This is a genomic window from Allobosea sp. TWI1241 (genome assembly GCF_039673065.1).
Classification (GTDB): Bacteria; Pseudomonadota; Alphaproteobacteria; order Rhizobiales; family Beijerinckiaceae; genus Allobosea.
Map to the genome: position 1 here is coordinate 325,350 of NZ_JBDJKW010000003.1, position 17,339 is coordinate 342,688.

The 17,339-nt window shown below is 70.7% G+C and carries 15 protein-coding genes; 12 read left to right on the top strand and 3 right to left on the bottom strand.

Features of this window, described 5'->3' with window-relative positions:
* The first annotated feature begins 63 nt into the window (after nt 1-63).
* The 6 genes from htpX (at nt 64) to ABE438_RS06745 (ending at nt 6,677) form a co-directional block, all read left to right on the top strand.
* The gene (gene htpX, locus ABE438_RS06720) at nt 64-984 is read left to right on the top strand and encodes a zinc metalloprotease HtpX (protein WP_346501764.1); all 921 of its coding nucleotides are present in this window, start codon (nt 64-66) and stop codon (nt 982-984) included.
* Between the two features lie 2 nt (nt 985-986).
* Nucleotides 987-2,321 (top strand): RsmB/NOP family class I SAM-dependent RNA methyltransferase, encoded by a 1,335-nt coding sequence (locus ABE438_RS06725; protein WP_346501765.1) that lies wholly within the window; start codon nt 987-989, stop codon nt 2,319-2,321.
* A 108-nt stretch (nt 2,322-2,429) separates the two neighbouring features.
* Nucleotides 2,430-4,154, top strand: coding sequence for a heparinase II/III family protein (locus ABE438_RS06730; protein ID WP_346501766.1), 1,725 nt, complete (start codon nt 2,430-2,432; stop codon nt 4,152-4,154).
* A 139-nt stretch (nt 4,155-4,293) separates the two neighbouring features.
* Nucleotides 4,294-5,886 carry a bifunctional phosphoribosylaminoimidazolecarboxamide formyltransferase/IMP cyclohydrolase gene (purH, locus tag ABE438_RS06735; RefSeq protein WP_346501767.1) on the top strand — a complete coding sequence of 531 codons (1,593 nt, stop codon included), beginning with the start codon at nt 4,294-4,296 and terminating at the stop codon, nt 5,884-5,886.
* A 24-nt stretch (nt 5,887-5,910) separates the two neighbouring features.
* The gene (locus ABE438_RS06740) at nt 5,911-6,180 is read left to right on the top strand and encodes a hypothetical protein (protein WP_346501768.1); all 270 of its coding nucleotides are present in this window, start codon (nt 5,911-5,913) and stop codon (nt 6,178-6,180) included.
* Nucleotides 6,181-6,185: 5 nt separating this feature from the next.
* Nucleotides 6,186-6,677 (top strand): YbaK/EbsC family protein, encoded by a 492-nt coding sequence (locus tag ABE438_RS06745; RefSeq protein WP_346501769.1) that lies wholly within the window; start codon nt 6,186-6,188, stop codon nt 6,675-6,677.
* 13 nt (nt 6,678-6,690) lie between these two features.
* Here ABE438_RS06745 and ABE438_RS06750 read toward each other — a convergent pair whose 3' ends face one another.
* Together ABE438_RS06750 and ABE438_RS06755 are read right to left on the bottom strand one after the other, a co-directional pair.
* Nucleotides 6,691-7,500 carry a DUF72 domain-containing protein gene (locus tag ABE438_RS06750; protein WP_346501770.1) on the bottom strand — a complete coding sequence of 270 codons (810 nt, stop codon included), beginning with the start codon at nt 7,498-7,500 and terminating at the stop codon, nt 6,691-6,693.
* 123 nt (nt 7,501-7,623) lie between these two features.
* The gene (locus ABE438_RS06755; RefSeq protein WP_346501771.1) at nt 7,624-8,067 is read right to left on the bottom strand and encodes a PPC domain-containing DNA-binding protein; all 444 of its coding nucleotides are present in this window, start codon (nt 8,065-8,067) and stop codon (nt 7,624-7,626) included.
* Between the two features lie 263 nt (nt 8,068-8,330).
* Between ABE438_RS06755 and ABE438_RS06760 the strand changes: the two genes are divergently transcribed.
* The 6 genes from ABE438_RS06760 (at nt 8,331) to ABE438_RS06785 (ending at nt 13,274) form a co-directional block, all read left to right on the top strand.
* Nucleotides 8,331-9,125 (top strand): ABC transporter ATP-binding protein, encoded by a 795-nt coding sequence (locus ABE438_RS06760; RefSeq protein WP_346501815.1) that lies wholly within the window; start codon nt 8,331-8,333, stop codon nt 9,123-9,125.
* A gap of 11 nt (nt 9,126-9,136) precedes the next feature.
* The gene (locus tag ABE438_RS06765; RefSeq protein ID WP_465248569.1) at nt 9,137-10,018 is read left to right on the top strand and encodes an ABC transporter permease; all 882 of its coding nucleotides are present in this window, start codon (nt 9,137-9,139) and stop codon (nt 10,016-10,018) included.
* A 135-nt stretch (nt 10,019-10,153) separates the two neighbouring features.
* Nucleotides 10,154-10,882, top strand: a complete 729-nt coding sequence (gene nanR / locus ABE438_RS06770) for a transcriptional regulator NanR (protein ID WP_346501773.1) — start codon at nt 10,154-10,156, stop codon at nt 10,880-10,882.
* Nucleotides 10,879-11,193 carry a putative quinol monooxygenase gene (locus ABE438_RS06775; protein ID WP_346501774.1) on the top strand — a complete coding sequence of 105 codons (315 nt, stop codon included), beginning with the start codon at nt 10,879-10,881 and terminating at the stop codon, nt 11,191-11,193. The genes nanR and ABE438_RS06775 overlap by 4 nt, the downstream gene beginning before the upstream one ends.
* A gap of 124 nt (nt 11,194-11,317) precedes the next feature.
* Complete coding sequence (locus ABE438_RS06780) at nt 11,318-12,319, top strand: ABC transporter substrate-binding protein (RefSeq protein WP_346501775.1); 1,002 nt, start codon at nt 11,318-11,320, stop codon at nt 12,317-12,319.
* 145 nt (nt 12,320-12,464) lie between these two features.
* A complete protein-coding gene (locus ABE438_RS06785; RefSeq protein ID WP_346501776.1) occupies nt 12,465-13,274 on the top strand; it encodes a MipA/OmpV family protein in 810 nt (269 codons plus the stop codon).
* A gap of 54 nt (nt 13,275-13,328) precedes the next feature.
* Here the strand turns inward: ABE438_RS06785 and ABE438_RS06790 are convergent, their stop codons facing one another.
* Nucleotides 13,329-17,327, bottom strand: coding sequence for a Pls/PosA family non-ribosomal peptide synthetase (locus ABE438_RS06790; RefSeq protein WP_346501777.1), 3,999 nt, complete (start codon nt 17,325-17,327; stop codon nt 13,329-13,331).
* Nucleotides 17,328-17,339 lie beyond the last annotated feature (12 nt).

A 17,339-nucleotide genomic window follows, 5' to 3' on the forward strand; every position in this document is an offset into this window, starting at 1 on the left:
GAGCGCAAACGGCATCCGGCGAGGATTTTCCCGCCGCGCCCGTCACGCGACGAGAGGTGCTCGATGAACTACATCAAGACCGGCATGCTGATGGCGGCGCTGACCGCCCTGTTCGGCGTGGTCGGCTATCTGCTCGCCGGCGCCAGCGGCATGGCGATCGCGCTCGCCATCGCGGTGGCCACCAACCTGTTCAGCTACTGGAATTCCGACAGGCTGGCGCTCGCCGCCCACAACGCCCATGAGGTCGACGAGCGCAGCGCGCCCGAGCTCTACGGCATGGTGCGCACGCTCGCCCAGCGCGCGGGCCTGCCGATGCCGCGCGTCTACATCATCGACGAGGACCAGCCCAACGCCTTCGCCACCGGCCGCAACCCGCAGAACGCGGCCGTGGCGGCGACGACCGGCATCCTGCGCACGCTGAGCTATGACGAGCTGGCGGGCGTGATGGCGCACGAGCTCGCCCACATCAGGAACCACGACACGCTGACCATGACGATCACCGCCACCATGGCGGGCGCGATCTCGACGATCGGCAGCTTCGGCATGCTGTTCGGCGGCGGCCATAACGGCAACCGCCCCAACCCGATCGTGCAGATCCTGGTGATGATCCTGGCGCCGCTGGCGGCGACGATCATCCAGATGGCGATCTCGCGCTCGCGCGAATACGAGGCCGACCGGCTCGGCGGCGAGATCTGTGGCAATCCGGCGGCGCTGGCCGACGCGCTCGCCAAGATCGCCGGCGGCGTCGCGCATATTCCGAACGAGACGGCGGAGGCGAAGCCTGCTACGGCGCACATGTTCATCATCAACCCCCTGAGCGGCCGCGGCATGGATTCCCTGTTCTCGACTCACCCCGACACCGGCAACCGCATCGCGGCGCTGATGGAGCAGGCGCGCGCCATGGGCGCCGCCGGGGCGAGCTTCAGCCGCGGCGCCGCCGCCAACCCGTTCGGCGCCGGTCGCCGCTCCGGCCCCTGGGGCTGAGCATGACCGAGCAGGATGCGATCGCGGGCGCCGGCGCCGACGCGCCGGGCCTTCCGGCCCGCCGGCTCGCCGCCGCGCTGGTGGACGAGGTGCTCCGGGCGGGCGTCGCCCTCGACGAGACCTTCGAGCGGCAGGCGCGCGCCGCCGGCCTGCCGCCGGAGGACGCCGCGCTCGCCCGCGCCATCGCGACCGTCGCCTTCCGTCGCCTCGGCAGCATCCGCAAGGCCATGGCGGCGCGCCTGGAACGCGGCACGCCCAAGCGCTCCGGCCCGTTCGAGCCGATCGTGATCGCGGCCATCGCGCAGCTGCTCTATCTCGACGTGCCCGACCATGCGGCGGTCGATCTCTGCATCCGCCATCTCCACGAGGATCTGCGCTCGGCGCGCTATGTCTCGCTGGCGAACGCCCTGCTGCGCCGCATCGCCCGCGAGCGCGAGGCGATCCTCGCCGGCGGCGAGGATTTCGACGACATCCCCGGCTGGCTGCGCACCAGCTGGGTCGAGAGCTATGGCGAGGAGACGGCGCGCGCCATCGCCCGCGCCCACGCCCAGGAGCCGCCGCTCGACCTGACGGTGAAGGACGACGCCGCCGGCTGGGCGCAGCGTCTGGAAGGCAGCGTGCTGCCGACCGGTTCGGTGCGCCTGCACGGCCGCGGCGGCGTCGCAAACCTCGCCGGCTTCGAGGACGGCGCCTGGTGGGTGCAGGACGCCGCCGCCGCGATCCCCGCCCGCCTGCTCAGGGCGAAGCCCGGCGACCGCGTCGCCGATCTCTGCGCCGCGCCCGGCGGCAAGACCGCCCAGCTCGCCGCCGCCGGCGCCGACGTCACCGCGCTCGATCGCTCCGCTCCGCGCCTGCGCCGGCTGGAGGCCAATCTCCAGCGCCTCGGGCTATCCGCCACCGTCGTCACCGCCGACGCCGCGACCTATGCGGCCGAACCCTTCGACGCGGTGCTGCTCGACGCGCCCTGCAGCGCCACGGGCACGATCCGGCGCCACCCCGACGTCGCCTGGACCAAGGCGCCCGAGGACGTCATCAGGCTCGCCGCCCTGCAGGCCCGCCTGCTCGACCATGCCGCCGAGTTGACCCGCCCCGGCGGCCGGCTCGTCTACTGCACCTGCTCGCTCGAACCCGCCGAGGGCGAGCGGCAGATCGCGGCGCTGCTGGCCCGCCGCAGCGATCTCCGGCGCGATCCGATCACGCCCGAGGAGGTCGGCGGCATCGCAGAGGCACTGACGCCGGAGGGCGATCTGCGCACCTTGCCGCAGCAGATCCCTGGGGACACCGCGCGGCTCTCGGGATGGGCGGGATTTTACGCAACCCGGCTGATCAGGCTATGAGTCGCTGCGGACTCGCCTCCGACCCGGAGGCGACGCGGCATGGCGGACGAACGATTGAACGGCTGGTCTGAGCGTGGAGACATAGCGCGCGCGGCGATCGGCCGGGCGATGCGTCGTACCCGCGGACACCTCGCCGGCGCCCGCCGGCTGGCCTGGCCGTTCGGGCGCATCCGCGCCAGCCGCCTGCTCTTCGCACCGCACGACCTGCGCACCGCCGACCCCACGGTCGCCGCCGACATCTATGCCGGCTACTTCGCCCTGGCCGGCCGCACGGTGAACGGCCATGGCGAATCGCCCTTCGCCATCGTGCCGCCGAGCGAGGCCTGGGCCGAGGCGCTGCACGGCTTCGGCTGGCTGCGCCATCTGCGCGCCGCCGACACCGCCATCGCCCGCGCCAATGCCCGCGCCCTGGTCGACGAGTTCCTCGGCCAGCGCCACGACCGCGAGCCGGTCGCGCGGCGCCCGCGCATCATGGCGCGCCGGCTGATGTCTTTCCTGTCGCATTCGCCGCTGCTGCTCGAAGGCGCCGACCACCTGTTCTACGGCCGCTTCATCCGCCATGTGACGCAGACGGCGGAGCGCCTGCAGCTGGCGCTCGCCGGCGCCGTCGAGGGGCTCGACCGGCTGCAGGGCCTCGTCGCGCTGACCTTCGCCGCGATCTGCCTCGAAGGCCAGGATCGCCGCCTGCGCCGCATCGAAGCCGCGCTCGCCGACGAGCTGGAGCGCCAGATCCAGCCCGATGGCGGCCATCTCAGCCGCAATCCCGGCGTGATCATCGACCTGCTGCTCGACCTGCTGCCGCTGCGCGAGACCTTCTCGGCGCGCGGGCTCGAGCCGCCGCGCGGCATCATCATGGCGATCGACCGGATGATGCCGCATCTGCGCCTGTTCCGGCACGGCGACGGCGCGCTCGCCCTGTTCAACGGCATGGGGCCGACCCCGCCCGACCTGATGGCGACGCTCGCCGCCTATGACGACGCCCGCGCGCGGCCGATCGAGCACGCCGCCTATGCCGGCTACGACCGGCTCTCGGCGGGGCCGACCACGGTGGTGATCGACGCCGGCAAGCCGCCTTCCGGCGCGGCCTCGATCGAGGCGCATGCCGGCTGCCTCAGCTTCGAACTGTCGAGCGGCAGCAGCCGCATCGTGGTGAACTGCGGCGCCAGCCGCCACGGCGCGCCGGCGCAGAGGCTGGCGGCGCGCACCACCGCCGCCCATTCGACCGTGGTGATCGACGACCGCTCGAGCTGCGTCTTCGGCCTCGTGCTCGGCGAGCGGCGCATCACCGCCGGCCCGAGCGATGTGCGCGTCGCCCGGCAGGACGGGCCGGACGGCATCGACTGGATGGCGAGCCATGACGGCTATCGCCGCGCCTTCGGCGTGGCGCATACGCGGCGCCTGCGCCTGCGCAGCGGCGGGGCCGAACTGGTCGGCGAGGACGAGATCGCGGCGCAGCCCGCCGGCGGCCCGCCGGCCGCGCCTTTGCCGGCCGCCGCACGCTTCCACCTGCATCCCGCCGTCAAGGCGAGCCTGATCCGCGAGGGCGAGGGCGCCCTGCTCGCCCTGCCCTCCGGCGAGGTCTGGGCCTTCGAGGCCGCCGGCCACCGCGTCGCGCTGGAGGAGAGCGTCTTCTTCGCCGCCACGGACGGGCGGCGCCGCAGCAGCCAGCTGGTGGTGAGCTTCGACGCCGCCGCGACGCCGACCCTGTCCTGGCGCTTCGCCCGCCTCGGCGCCGCCGGCCGCCGCGCCGCGGCCCTTGCCGAAGAGACGCCCGCGCCGGCTGCCAACCCGCCCGAGGACCTGCCCCCGGCCGATCCGGCGCCGTCGCCCTGATGCGTCGCCCCTGACGCATGGCCGCTGACGCATGGCCGGCCCGCGCCGGCCGACCCGCGCTTTCCAGCCGGGCCTCGGCGTGATAGGGCGCGGCGAGCCCATTTCACGCGCCTTCGCGCCCCGTCTGGACCTTCGCACCATGCCGAACGCACTCCGCCGCGTCGAACGCGCGCTGCTTTCCGTCTCCGACAAGACCGGCCTGATCGACTTCGCCCGGGCGCTCTCTGCGCGCGGCATCGCGCTGGTCTCGACCGGCGGCACCGCTAAGGCGATCGCCGAGGCCGGCCTGCCGGTCACCGACGTCTCCGACCTCACCGGCTTCCCCGAGATGATGGACGGCCGGGTCAAGACTCTGCATCCGAAGGTCCATGGCGGCCTGCTCGCCATCCGCTCGCATCCCGAGCACCAGGCCTCGATGCTCGGCCATGGCATCAAGCCGATCGACCTGCTGGTGGTGAACCTCTACCCGTTCGAGGCCACCGTCGCCGCCGGCAAGGCCTATGACGACTGCATCGAGAACATCGACATCGGCGGGCCGGCGATGATCCGCGCCGCCGCCAAGAACCATCACGACGTCGCCGTAGTGGTCGAGCCGGGCGATTACGAGGCGGTGCTCGCCGATCTCGCCGCGCATGAGGGCGCCACCACGCTGACGCTGCGCCGCAAGCTCGCCCAGAAGGCCTATGCCCGCACCGGCGCCTATGACGCCGCGATCTCCAACTGGTTCGCCGGCGAACTCGGCGACACCGCGCCGGCCTTCCGCGCGCTCGGCGGCGGACTTGCCGAAAGCCTGCGCTATGGCGAGAACCCGCATCAATGGGCCGCCTTCTACCGCACGCCCGAGAGCCGCCCCGGCGTCGCCACCGCCCGGCAGGTCCAGGGCAAGCAGCTCTCCTACAACAACATCAACGACACGGACGCCGCCTTCGAATGCGTCGCCGAGTTCGACCCGGCCCGCACCGCCGCCTGCGTCATCATCAAGCACGCCAATCCCTGCGGCGTCGCCGAAGGGGCCTCGCTGCTGGAGGCCTATGAGCGTGCGCTCGCCTGCGATCCGGTCTCGGCCTTCGGCGGCATCGTCGCGCTGAACCGTACGCTCGACGCGCAGGCCGCCAGGAAGATCGTCGAGATCTTCACCGAGGTGATCATCGCCCCCGACGCCGACGAAGACGCGATCGCCATCATCGCCGCCAAGAAGAACCTGCGCCTGCTGCTGACCGGCGGCCTGCCGGACGTGCGCGCCTCCGGTCTCTCGCTGCGCACCGTCGCCGGCGGCTTCCTCGCCCAGGCCCGCGACAATGCGGTGGTCGACGACATGGAACTCAAGGTCGTCACCAAGCGCCAGCCGAGCGAGGCCGAACTTGCCGATCTGCGCTTCGCCTTCCGCGTCGCCAAGCACGTCAAGTCGAACGCCATCGTCTATGCGAAGAATCTCGCCACGGTCGGCGTCGGCGCTGGACAGATGAGCCGTGTCGATTCCTCGCGCATCGCCGCCTGGAAGGCGGGCGAGGCGGCCAAGGCCGCTGGTGCGGCCGAGAGCCTCGCCAAGGGTGCCGTCGTCGCCTCCGACGCCTTCTTCCCCTTCGCCGACGGCCTGCTCGCCGCGGCGGAAGCCGGCGCCACCGCGGTGATCCAGCCCGGCGGCTCGATGCGCGACGACGAGGTGATCAAGGCCGCCGACGAGGCCGGCCTCGCCATGGTCTTCACGGGGCACCGCCACTTCCGGCACTGACCCGAAACGGAGGAACTGTCGCCGATGCATACGATCAAGGTCGTCGCCGCCGGGCTCGTCCTGCTCGGCGCCATGGTTCTCCTGCTGCCGCGCCTCGGCCTCGGCGGCGTGCAGCCGGTCGCCTTCGCCGCCAGGCTGTTCCTGCCGCTCTGGCTGCTGATCGCGCTCGGCAATCTCTGGGTCGGCGTCTCGCGCGCCGGCTACACGGTGCTGCAGGAAGTGCCGTTCTTCCTCGTGGTCTTCGGCGTGCCGGCTCTCGCCGCCGGCCTGCTGATCTGGCGCGCGGGGCGATAGCCGGCATGAGCATCGAATCCGTCCGCGCCTTTTTCGCGGAGCATGCGCCCGACATCGCGGTGATGGAGACGCCGGGCAGCTCGGCGACCGTGCAGCTCGCCGCCGAGGCCTTCGGCGTCGAGCCCGCCCGTATCGCAAAGACCCTGTCGCTGCGGCTCGGCGAGCGCGTCGTGTTGCTGGTCGCGCGCGGCGACGCCCGCCTCGACAACCGCAAGACCAAGGCCGCCTTCGGGGTGAAGCCGCGCATGCTCGCCGCCGAGGAGGTGGCCGAGATCACCGGCCACCCGGTCGGCGGCGTCTGCCCGTTCGGCCTGGCGCAGCCGCTGCAGGTCTATTGCGACGTCTCGCTGAAGGCCTTCGACGAGGTGCTGCCGGCCGCCGGCTCGACGAGCAGCATGGTGCGGCTCTCGCCCGAGCGCATCGTGGCGCTGACCGGCGCGGAATGGGTCGATGTCTGCCAGGGCCCGGCCGAGACGGCGGAGCCGGCCGAAGGCTGAGCCCGAAGCCCGCTCAGGGCCGACCGGCGCGGGCGATCAGCGCCATGGCGGCGGCCGGATTGCGGATCTTCGCCCCGGAGATCACGTAGAGGAAGACGTCGCGCGGCTGCCTCGGCGCCGGCGGCGCAAGCGTTTCCATGTCCTGCGGCACGCCGCCTTCGGCCCAGGCCTGGGCACGGCGCATCCAAAGATCGAGCGCCGCGGGCGCATAGCCCTCCGGGTTCTCCTCCTGCGTGCCCATGATCCGCACATAGACGAAGGGGGCGGTGACGTCGGCGATCTGCGGATGCGCGCTGTCGCCGGCCGTGATCGCCGCGACGCCATGGGCGCGCAGCAGCGCGACGAATTCCGGCACGCGGAAGCTCGGATGGCGCACCTCGACCGCATGGCGCAGCCGGACGCCGTCGACCTCCTGCGGCAACAATCTGAGGAACGCCTCGAAATCGGCGGGGTCGAAGGCCTTCGTCGCCATGAACTGCCAGTTGATCGGGCCGAGCTTGTGCTTCAGCTCGGCGATGCCGCTGGTCACGAATTTCTCGACCGAGGGGCCGGCCTCGGCCAGCACGCGGCGATTGGTGCAATAGCGCGAGCCCTTGAGCGCGAAGACGAAATCCTCCGGCGTCTCCTCGCGCCAGCGCGCGAAGCTCTCGGGCTTCTGCGCGCCGTAATAGGTGCCGTTGATCTCGATCGAGCTCAGCTGCGACGCGGCGTGTTCGAGCTCGCGCTTCTGCGGCAGGCCGGCCGGATAGAAGCTGCCGCGCCAGGGCTCGAACACCCAGCCGCCGATGCCGATGCGGATCGTCCCCTGCCCCGTCTCGTTCATTCCAGGCTCCGTCGGCTCGCGCGCTGCCAGTTTTGTCGCCGGGCGGGGCGACATCTCCTGTCAGGACAGGCAGCGCAGCGGAGGATGCGCTGCGAGCGGTCGCCGCGCCACCCGTTTCCGGCCTCAGCCCCCCGAGGCGATCAGCATCAGCCCGCTGTCCGGATCCTTGCGCTTGCGCAGATGGGCCGGCGCCTCGCTCAGTACGATCTCCAGCGTCGGCCGCACCAGGCCGCGCTCGAGATGCCCTGCGGCGGCGCTGCCGTCGCGGCGGCCGAGCACGGCGTGGACATGGACCGCCGGCGTGCCGTCCGGCTCCAGCGCCACGTCGCCGGTCAGCGACGCGACCTCGACCTGCTCCCGCACCGGGATTGGCTCATAGCGCTTGCTCTCCCAGTCGAAGAAGCTGAGGTCGGCCTCGCTGAAGGCGCCGATCGCCTTGAAGCTCGCCGCCGAGAGTCTTTCGCGCGCCGCGAACGCCTTCAGGCAGGCCATCGCCTCCTCGCCCTGTTCGAGGATCAGCGCCCAAACCTTCTGGCCCTCGGCTGCATGGATCAGCGTCTCGCGCATGGCTTTCTCCTTCGTCTGCGTCGGCTTTCCCTGTCTCGGCAACCGCTCGGCGGGCCGGCTGTTCCCGTCCGCCCGCGTTTGACTCCGGTGGTATGACAGGTCTACATGTCTACCTATCATACCAGCTACCGGCGATACAGCCGGGGCGGCACGGGGAAACGGACGGGAGGAGATTTGGCGTGACGACGCACGCGATCGCTCGCACGGGCGACGGAGGGCCCCACGAAAGCGCACCGGCGGAGCGGGACCGGGCCGCCGGCGCGGTGCTGCCCAGGCTGCTCGAGGTCGAGCGGCTGACCCTGCAGTACAAGACGCCGCAGCATCTGGTGACCGCGACCTATCGCGTCGACTGCGCCGTGCACGAGCAGGACCGCTATGTGATCCTGGGCCCGTCCGGCTGCGGCAAGTCGACCATGCTGAAGGCGGTCGGCGGCTTCATGCGGCCGGAGGAAGGCCATATCCGGCTGCGCGGCCGCGAGGTCAGCGCGCCCGGGCCCGACCGGATGATGGTCTTCCAGGAATTCGAGCAGCTGATGCCGTGGAAGACGGTGCTCGACAACGTGCTGTTCCCGATGAAGGTCTCGGGCCGCTTCAAGGGCAAGGATGCGCTGGAGCGGGCGCTCTCGGTGATCGACAAGGTCAAGCTCACCAAGTTTCGCGACGTCTATCCCCACATGCTCTCCGGCGGCATGAAGATGCGCGTCGCCATCGCCCGCGCCATGGCGATGGAGCCCGACATCCTGCTGATGGACGAGCCCTTCGCCGCGCTCGACGCGCTGACGCGGCGCAAGATGCAGCAGGAGCTGCTCCAGCTCTGGGAGCAGGTCCGCTTCACCCTGATGTTCGTCACCCACTCGATCGAGGAGGCGATCATCGTCGGCTCGCGCATCCTCGTGCTGTCGCCGCATCCCGGCCGGGTGCGCGCCGAGCTCGACGCCTCACAGCTCGGCTTCGACACCATGGGCACGCCGGCATTCGGCGCGCTGTCGCAGAAGATCCACGGCCTGCTCTTCGAGCACGAGCTGGCGCATGACGAGAGCGGAAAGGACGAGGAATGAGCACCGTCCCGATGAGCCCGGCCGCCTCCGCCGCGCTGGCCAGCCGCCCCGAATTCGAGATCGAGCCGATTGACGCCAGCGGCATCGGCGAGGTCTCGCGCCCGCTCTCCTTGGCCGAGCGCATCGTCAACAATGACGGCGTGCGCAAGCTGGCGATCCTGGTCGGGCTTGCGGTGATCTGGGAGCTCTATGCCCGCTGGGTCGGCAATGCGCTGCTGTTCCCCTCCTTCAGCGACACGCTCGCCACCTTTCTCGGCGACCTCGCCAGCGGCACGCTGGTCGACAGGGTCTCGACCTCGCTGCACTCGCTGGTACTCGGCTACGGCACCGGTCTGGCGCTGGCGGCGGTGCTCACCACCGTCGCGGTCTCGACGCGCTTCGGCACCGACTTCCTCAACACGCTGACCGCGATGTTCAACCCGCTGCCGGCGATCGCGCTGCTGCCGCTGGCGCTGATCTGGTTCGGCCTCGGCATCGGCTCGCTGATCTTCGTCATCGTGCATTCGGTGCTCTGGGCGGTCTCGCTCAACACGCTGACCGGCTTCCGCGCCGTGCCCGAGGTGCTGCGGATGAGCGGGCGCAATTACGGGCTGAGCGGCCTGCGCTACGTGATCTACATCCTGATCCCGGCCGGCTTCCCCGCCATCCTCGCCGGGCTCAAGATCGGCTGGGCCTTCGCCTGGCGCACGCTGATCGCCGCCGAGCTGGTCTTCGGCGTCTCCTCGCGCTCGGGCGGGCTCGGCTGGTACATCTTCGAGGCCCGCTCCGAGCTCGACACGGCGCGCGTCTTCTCCGGCCTGCTGGCTGTGATCCTGATCGGCCTCTTCGTCGAATCCGTGATCTTCCGCGCCATCGAGCAGCGCACCGTGCAGCGCTGGGGCATGCAGCGCTGAGCCGGCGCGGGAACGCTTTCACCGCCGACGGCGACGAGGCTAGGAAGGCCTCAGGCCAGCCGGGGGGATGCGTCCCCGTCGACATCGTCCACCATCCGCCCGGCGGCTGGCCCGCGGGCGGCTAAGGAGATCAGCATGGGTACGGGCGCGCTCGTTCCTGATTCAGGACCCATCCGGCGCCGCAAGCTCTACGAGCATGTGGTCGAGCGGCTGGAGGCGGCGATCCACGAGGGGCTCTACGCGCCGGGCGACCAGCTCCCGGCCGAGCGCGAGCTGATGGAAGCCTATGGCGTCGGCCGCACCGCGGTGCGCGAGGCGCTGTTCGCCCTGCAGCGCATGGGGCTGATCGCGATCAGCAGCGGCGAACGCGCCCGCGTCTCGCAGCCCAGCGCCGGCACGATGATCGGCGAGCTCTCCGGCATGGCGCGCCATCTGCTCGCCCAGCCGGGCGGGGCCCAGCATTTCCAGCAGGCGCGCCTGCTCTTCGAGGTCGGAGTCGCGCGCCTCGCCGCCCAGAGCGCCACGCCCGACGACGTGACGCGACTGCGCGCGGCGCTCGAGGCCAATCACCGCGCCATCGGCCAGGAGCGCAGCTTCGAGCGCTCCGACGTCGCCTTCCACTACGCGCTGGCGGAAATCTCGCGCAATCCGATCTTCACCGCCCTGCACAGCGGGCTGACCGAATGGCTGACCGAGCAGCGCTCCACCTCGCTGCGGGCGCGCGGCGCCGCGGAAGCCGCCTATGCCGCGCATGAGCGCATCTTCCACGCCGTGGCCGCCGGCGATGCCGACGCGGCCGGCCGGGCCATGCACGACCACCTGCTCGAGGTCGGCGATTTCTACTGGAAGGTCTCGAACATATGAGCGACGCCGTGACGGGCCGCTTCACCATCCTGGTGAGCTTCGACATCGTGCAAGGCGGGCTCGACGCCTTCCTGCCGCTGATGCGCGAGAACGCCGAAGCTTCCCGGCGCGAGGAGCCGGGCTGCGAGCGCTTCGACGTGCTCTCCGTCCCCGGCGAGAGCGGGCGCATCCTGCTCTACGAGATCTACCGCGACCGCGCCGCCTTCGACGCCCATTGCACCAGCGCGCATTTCAAGCGCTTCGACGCCGCGACCGCCCATCTCGTCGCGGCCAAGAGCGTCACCGTGCTCACGCTGCTCGCGGCGCCCTGAGCCACGCTTGCCACCGGCCCGGGCACAGGCCCGCGCCGGACCGCATCAGCCCAAGAAGGCGCGCCAAGCGCCCGCCCATCCATGAAGCGGCCGGCCCGATGGCCGGTCACAGGGAGAAGACACCATGTGGAAGACGATGATCTCGGCCGCGGCCCTCGCATTGGCCACGTTCGCTGCCTCGACCGGCGCCCGGGCCGAAGCCAAGGAGCTGCGCGTCGCCAAGCAATACGGGCTCGGCTACATCCAGCTCATGCTGATGGAAGACCAGAAGCTGGTCGAGAAGCATGCGAAGGAGGCCGGGCTCGGCGACGTCAAGGTCACCTGGTCGACCTTCCGCTCCAGCGACGTGATGAACGACGCGCTGATCTCCGGCAATCTCGACTTCGCCGCCCTGGGGCCGACCGGCATCATCACCATCTGGTCGCGCACCCGCGGCAGTTTCGACGTGCGCGCCGCCAGCGGCCTCAACGCCATGGCCTGGACGCTCAATGTGCGCGACCCGTCGATCAAGGCGCTGCGCGACTTCAAGCCCGAGCACCGCATCGCCGTGCCCGCCGTGAAGGTCTCCGGCCAGGCCACCGCGCTGCAGATCGCCGCCGCCAAGGAATGGGGCGACAAGGAGTACGAGAAGCTCGATTCGCTGACCGTCTCGCTCTCGCATCCCGACGCGACCGCGATGATGGCCGCCGGCAAGACCGAGATCGTCGCGAGCTTCACCTCGCCGCCCTTCGCCGACATCCAACTGCGTACGCCGGGCGTGCGCACGCTGATGACCTCCGACGACATCCTCGGCGGCCCGGTCTCCTTCAATGTGCTGGCGACCACCGGCAAGTTCCGCAACGACAATCCCAAGCTTTACGGCGCCTTCCTGGCGGCGCTGAAGGAAGCGACTGCGATCGTCGCCAAGGACAAGGGCGCCGCCGCCGACGCCTATAAGCGCCTGACAAACGACAAGTCGCCGCGCGAGGACCTGATCGCCATCCTCGACGCCAAGACCACGCACATCACCACCGACGTGCTCAATCTCGGCGCCTTCACCGACTTCATGGGCAAGGTCGGCCGCCTCAAGAACCCGCCCAAGGACTGGAAGGCCGAGATGCTCTTCCCCGAGGCCACCGCGCGCTGACCAACGCCCGCGCAGCACGCCGCCTTCCGCCTGGAAGGCGGCGTCTTCGCCATCTGGTAAGCATCGCGACGCTTTCCGGCGGAAAACGTTGACGCGACAAGCGGGAACACGGCAGGTGGGGCCGATCTCGAACCGGACCGAACCGATGCGCCGTCTCCGCCTGCCGCTTCTGCTCTCGTGCCTGCCCCTCGCCCCGGCCCTCGCGGCCGATCCCGCGCTGACCGACCCGGCGCCGGCCAAGGGCTGGACGGTGACGCTCGGCGCCTCGGCCGTCTACGGGCCGGATTACGACGGCGCCAAGGGCCGCGGCTTCTCGGCCATGCCCTCCTTCAGCATCTCCCGGGCCGATCGCGCCAGCCGCTTCAGCGCGCCCGACGACGGCATGGACTTCGCCCTCTACGAGACCGAGCGCTTCAGCATCGGCGTGGTCGGCGACTACAAGGCCGGCCGCTACACCAAGCACGATCGCCGCCTGGTCGGCCTGCGCGACGTGCCCTGGTCGCTGGAAGGCGGCGTCTTCGCCGAGATCTGGCCGGTGCAGGACCGGCTGCGCGCCCGCGTCGAGCTTCGCAAGGGACTGCGCGGCCATCACGGCGTCGTCGCCGATTTTTCGGCCGACTGGGTCGAGACCGCGGGCAGCTTCACCTTCGCGCTCGGCCCGCGCCTGATGCTCGGCAGCGCCTCCTCTATGCGCAGCAATTACGGGGTCACCGCCTGGGAATCGGCACTGAACGGCCTGATCCCGGCCTATCGTCCCGGCGGCGGCATGAAGAGCTACGGCGTCGCCGGCTCGGTCGAATATGCCTGGAACGAGTCCTGGTCGACGACCGTCTTCGCCCGCTACGACCGCATGGCCGGCGACGCCGCGCGCTCGCCGCTGGTGCGCCAGATCGGCGATCGCAACCAGTTTAGCCTCGGCGTCTCGACCAGCTACTCCTTCGACATCGGCGGCTGAGGCCCGGCCGCGGCAGCGCCCGTCCGAGGGCGATGCCGCTTTCTCGCCGAAGGCTCAGGCCGGCGCGGCCGGCGCACCGGCCCATTCCGTGTTCGCCGGGATGCTCTCGCCCTTCATCACGATGGTGAGCAGGCCGAGCCTGGCATGCTCGCCGATGCGCGTGTCGTAGAGCACGGTGGTCAGCGCCCCGATCGAGCAGCCGCGCCCGATCTCGATCCGGCCGACCTTCATCACCCGGTCCTCGAACAGATGGGTCTGGAGGTTGGCGGTGGCGTTGATCGCCGCATAATCGCCGATGCTGACGCAGTCGAACTCGGTGATGTCGGTGGAGTCGAGATAGACGCCCTCGCCGACCTTCACCCCGTAGAGGCGCAGCGCCCAGGGCAGCATCGGCGTGCCGCGGAAGGCGTTGAGCAGGATCGCCGCCGCCGTGCCCCAGTAGAGCGTGGTCATCGCCTCGGTGCGCAGCGCCCACCACGACCAGAGCCCACGATTGCCGGGGCGGTAGACGCCCATCAGCAGCCATTTCACCACCAGCACCGCCAGCGCCAGGATCACCGAGGTGGCGACGGCGCAGGCGACGAAGGTCGGCAGGAACTCGGCCCAGGTGTCGGCGGCGTAGAGCGCCGGGAAGAGCACCAGCTCCGCCGTGTAGGTGCCGAGCGTGATGAACAGCATGGTCGGCATCGAGGCGCTGAACAGCTCGAACACGGCGCGCAGGATGCGGCGCCAGCGCGGCGGCGCGAAGGTCTTGGCCGCGTCGGCGTCGTCAAAGCGCTGGCGTGAGGGCAGCAGGATCGGCGGGCTGCCGAAGCGGGTCTCGCCCGGCTGCATCGCGACATCGGCCGGCGGCTTCGACTTGATGCCGATCAGCGCGCCGTCCGGCAAGTCGGTGCCCGGCGGCAGCACGGAATCGTTGCCGATGAAGACGCGCGAGCCGGTGCGCACCGTCTTCGTCGTCATCCAGCCCCGCCGGACGTCCTCGTCGCCCAGAACCGACTCGTCGGCGACGAAGCAATGGTCGCCGATCTCGATCGTGTCGAAGCGGCCGGAGAAATTGGTGGCGATCTCGGTGTCCTTGCCGATCTTCGCACCCATCATCCGGTACCAGATCCGCATGTAGATCGTGGAAAACAGCGAGGACAGGCTCTGCAGCATCACCTCGGAGGCGAGGCCGACCGTCCATTTGCGCATCCCGTAGCCGGAGGCGATGGCATGGGTGCCGGCGGGCGCGCTCGGCAGCACGATCCAGCGGATCGCCGTCACCAGCAGCACGGTGACCGCCATCAGCACCATGGCCGTCGGCCAGGTCAGCAGCGGCAGATACCATTTGTAGTCGAGGCCGATCGCCTGCTGCAGCATCACGTCATAGCGGTCCAGCAGATAGAAGGCCGGGAAGATGGGCAGCAGCGCCAGCGCCGGCATCAGCAGCAGCAGCGCGCCAAAATAGGCGTTCTGCGCCAGCTTGACCGGCGTCGAGACGGCCGGCGCCGGCTTCGGCCAGGCGGAGGCGTCGACCATGCCGACCTTGCGACCGGGCGAGCCGTCCCAGTGCTCGAAGGCGGCGACCTGCGTGCCGGCCGGCAGGGCGGTGAGATCGGCGAGCTCGGCCCCCTCGCCCACCACCGTGTCGTGGCCGAGCGCGCAGGAGGTGCCGATATAGGCGTCGCGACCGATGGCGATGCGGCCGATGATCAGCTCGTTGCCGACCACCTCGGCATTGGCGAGGCTGAGCTTGCCGCCGAGCGTGACCTCGTCGCCGATCTCGACGAGATCGAGCGCCCCGGCCTCGAAGCCGCTGACGAAAACGCCCTTGCCGACCTTGGCGCCGAGCAGGCGCATGGCGAAGCGCGCCACCGGGGTGCCCTGCATCAGGTTGAGATGCACCATCGCGGTGAACTGGCGGGCGAGCCACCAGCGGAAGTAGTAGACGCCCCAGAGCGGATAGCGCCCCGGCGTCGTGCGCCAGAGCACGAGGCGCTTGCCGACCACGCCCGTGACCATGACGAGCAGCGTCACCAGCGCGTAGACGCCCATCAGCAGCAGCGCCTCGTGGATCTCGACCTTCTGGTCGGTGGTGATCATCTCGTAGGTGACGAAGATGGTCAGCCATGGCCCGGTCAGGGCGAGCAGCAGGACCGGCATGCAGGCGAGCTGCGCCAGCCCGCAGAGCAGGCGCCGGGCCAGCGGCGGCGGCGTGAAGGAGAGGTCCCGCTGCACGCGCGGGCCGCTTTCGCGCTCGCGCGCGTCGAGCCGGGCCGCGACCGCCCGCAGGGTGCGCAGACTGTAGATGTCCTCCAGCGCCACGCTTGGCAGCGCCGGATTGGCGCGCAGCGCCGCCAGGAAGGTCGCCGCCAGCAGCGAATGCCCGCCGAGATCGGCGAAGAAATCGGCCTCGAAGCCGATGGTCTGGCCGGGGAAGAGCGGCCGGGCGGCGGCGAGCAGGGCCGCCTCCGTCTCGGTCTGCGGCTCCTCCTGCTCCTGCGCCTCGGCCGGGGCGGAGAGCGGCGCCGCCTTCAGCGTCTTGCGGTCGGCCTTGCCCGAAGTCAGGCGCGGCAACACCGCCATCTCCTCGAAATGCGAGGGCACCATATAGGGCGGCAGCGTCTCCTTCAGCGCGGCGCGGATGGCGCCGCGGTCGAGGCCCTGGCCGGTCTCCGGCACCACGAAGGCGACCAGCCGGTCGATGCCGTCGTCGCGGCGCAGCACCACGGTCGCCTGCGCGATGCCCGGCAGGTCGCACAGGCGGGCCTCGATCTCGCCGAGCTCGAGCCGGAAGCCGCGCAGCTTGACCTGGTCGTCGATGCGGCCGTGGAAGAGGATCTTGCCCTTGTCGGAGACGCTGACCGCGTCGCCCGAGCGATAGAGCACGGGGTCGAGCCCGTCGGTGCCGAACGGGTTCGGGATGAACTTCTCGGCCGTGAGGTCGGGGCGCTTGAGATAGCCCTGCGCCACGCCGGGGCCGCCGATCAGCAACTCACCCTCGACGCCCGGGCCGACCGGCCGCATCTGCTCGTCGACGACGTAGCAGGTGTAGTTCGGGATCGGCACGCCGATGGTGACTGCCTCCTCGGGCGTGACCTCGTCGACGGTGGCGACGACCGTCGCCTCGGTGGGGCCGTAGGAGTTGAAGACCTTGCGGCCGGGGCGGCACCAGCGCTGGCGCACCGCAGGCGGGCAGGCCTCGCCACCGAGGATGATGATGCGCAGGCTCGGCACATCCTGCGGCATCATGGCGAGCAGGGTCGGCACGGTGTCGAGCACGGTGATTCCGGCCTGCGCCATCACCTCCGGCAGGCGCTCGACCTCGCTCAGCACCTTGGGCGAGGCCACCCACAGGGTCGCACCGACCAGATAGGGGACGAAGATCTCCTCCAGCGAGAGGTCGAAGGCGACCGAGGCCCCCTGGAAGGAGACATCGTCGGCGCGCATGCCGTAGACCGCGTTGGACGCGCGCAGATAGTGGCAGATGTTGCGGTGCTCGATGACGATGCCCTTGGGCTTGCCGGTCGAGCCCGAGGTGTAGATCGCATAGGCGGGATGGGCGGGCGTCACCCCGTCGGCGCGCGGATCGACGCGCGGCGCATCCGCGCCCTCGGCCAGCAGCTGGGCGCAGCGCAGCGCCGGCGCCGGCAGGTCGCGCTCCAGCTTGGCGCCGGTGATGTCGTCGACGATGATCGCCTTCGCCTCGCAATCCTCGAGGCATTCGCCGATGCGGTCCGGCGGCGCGTCGGCGTCGAAGGGGATATAGGCCGCGCCGCATTTCAGGATGCCGAGCAGCGCGACATGCAGGTCGAGCGAGCGCGTCATCCACAGGCCGACGAAGGAGCCGGCCGCGACGCCGCGCGCCCTGAGCGCCCGCGCCACCGCATCCGCCCGCGCATCGAGATCGGCATAGCTGACACGCTCCGTGCCGAAGACGATCGCGACCGCGTCGGGCCGCGCCTTGGCCGAGGCCTCGAAGATCTCATTCAGCAGCTCGTCGCGCAGCAGGGACGGGTCGATCGTCCCGACGAGGCATCCCTCGCGGCGGTCCACGGTCACGGCGCTCATGCAGATATTCTC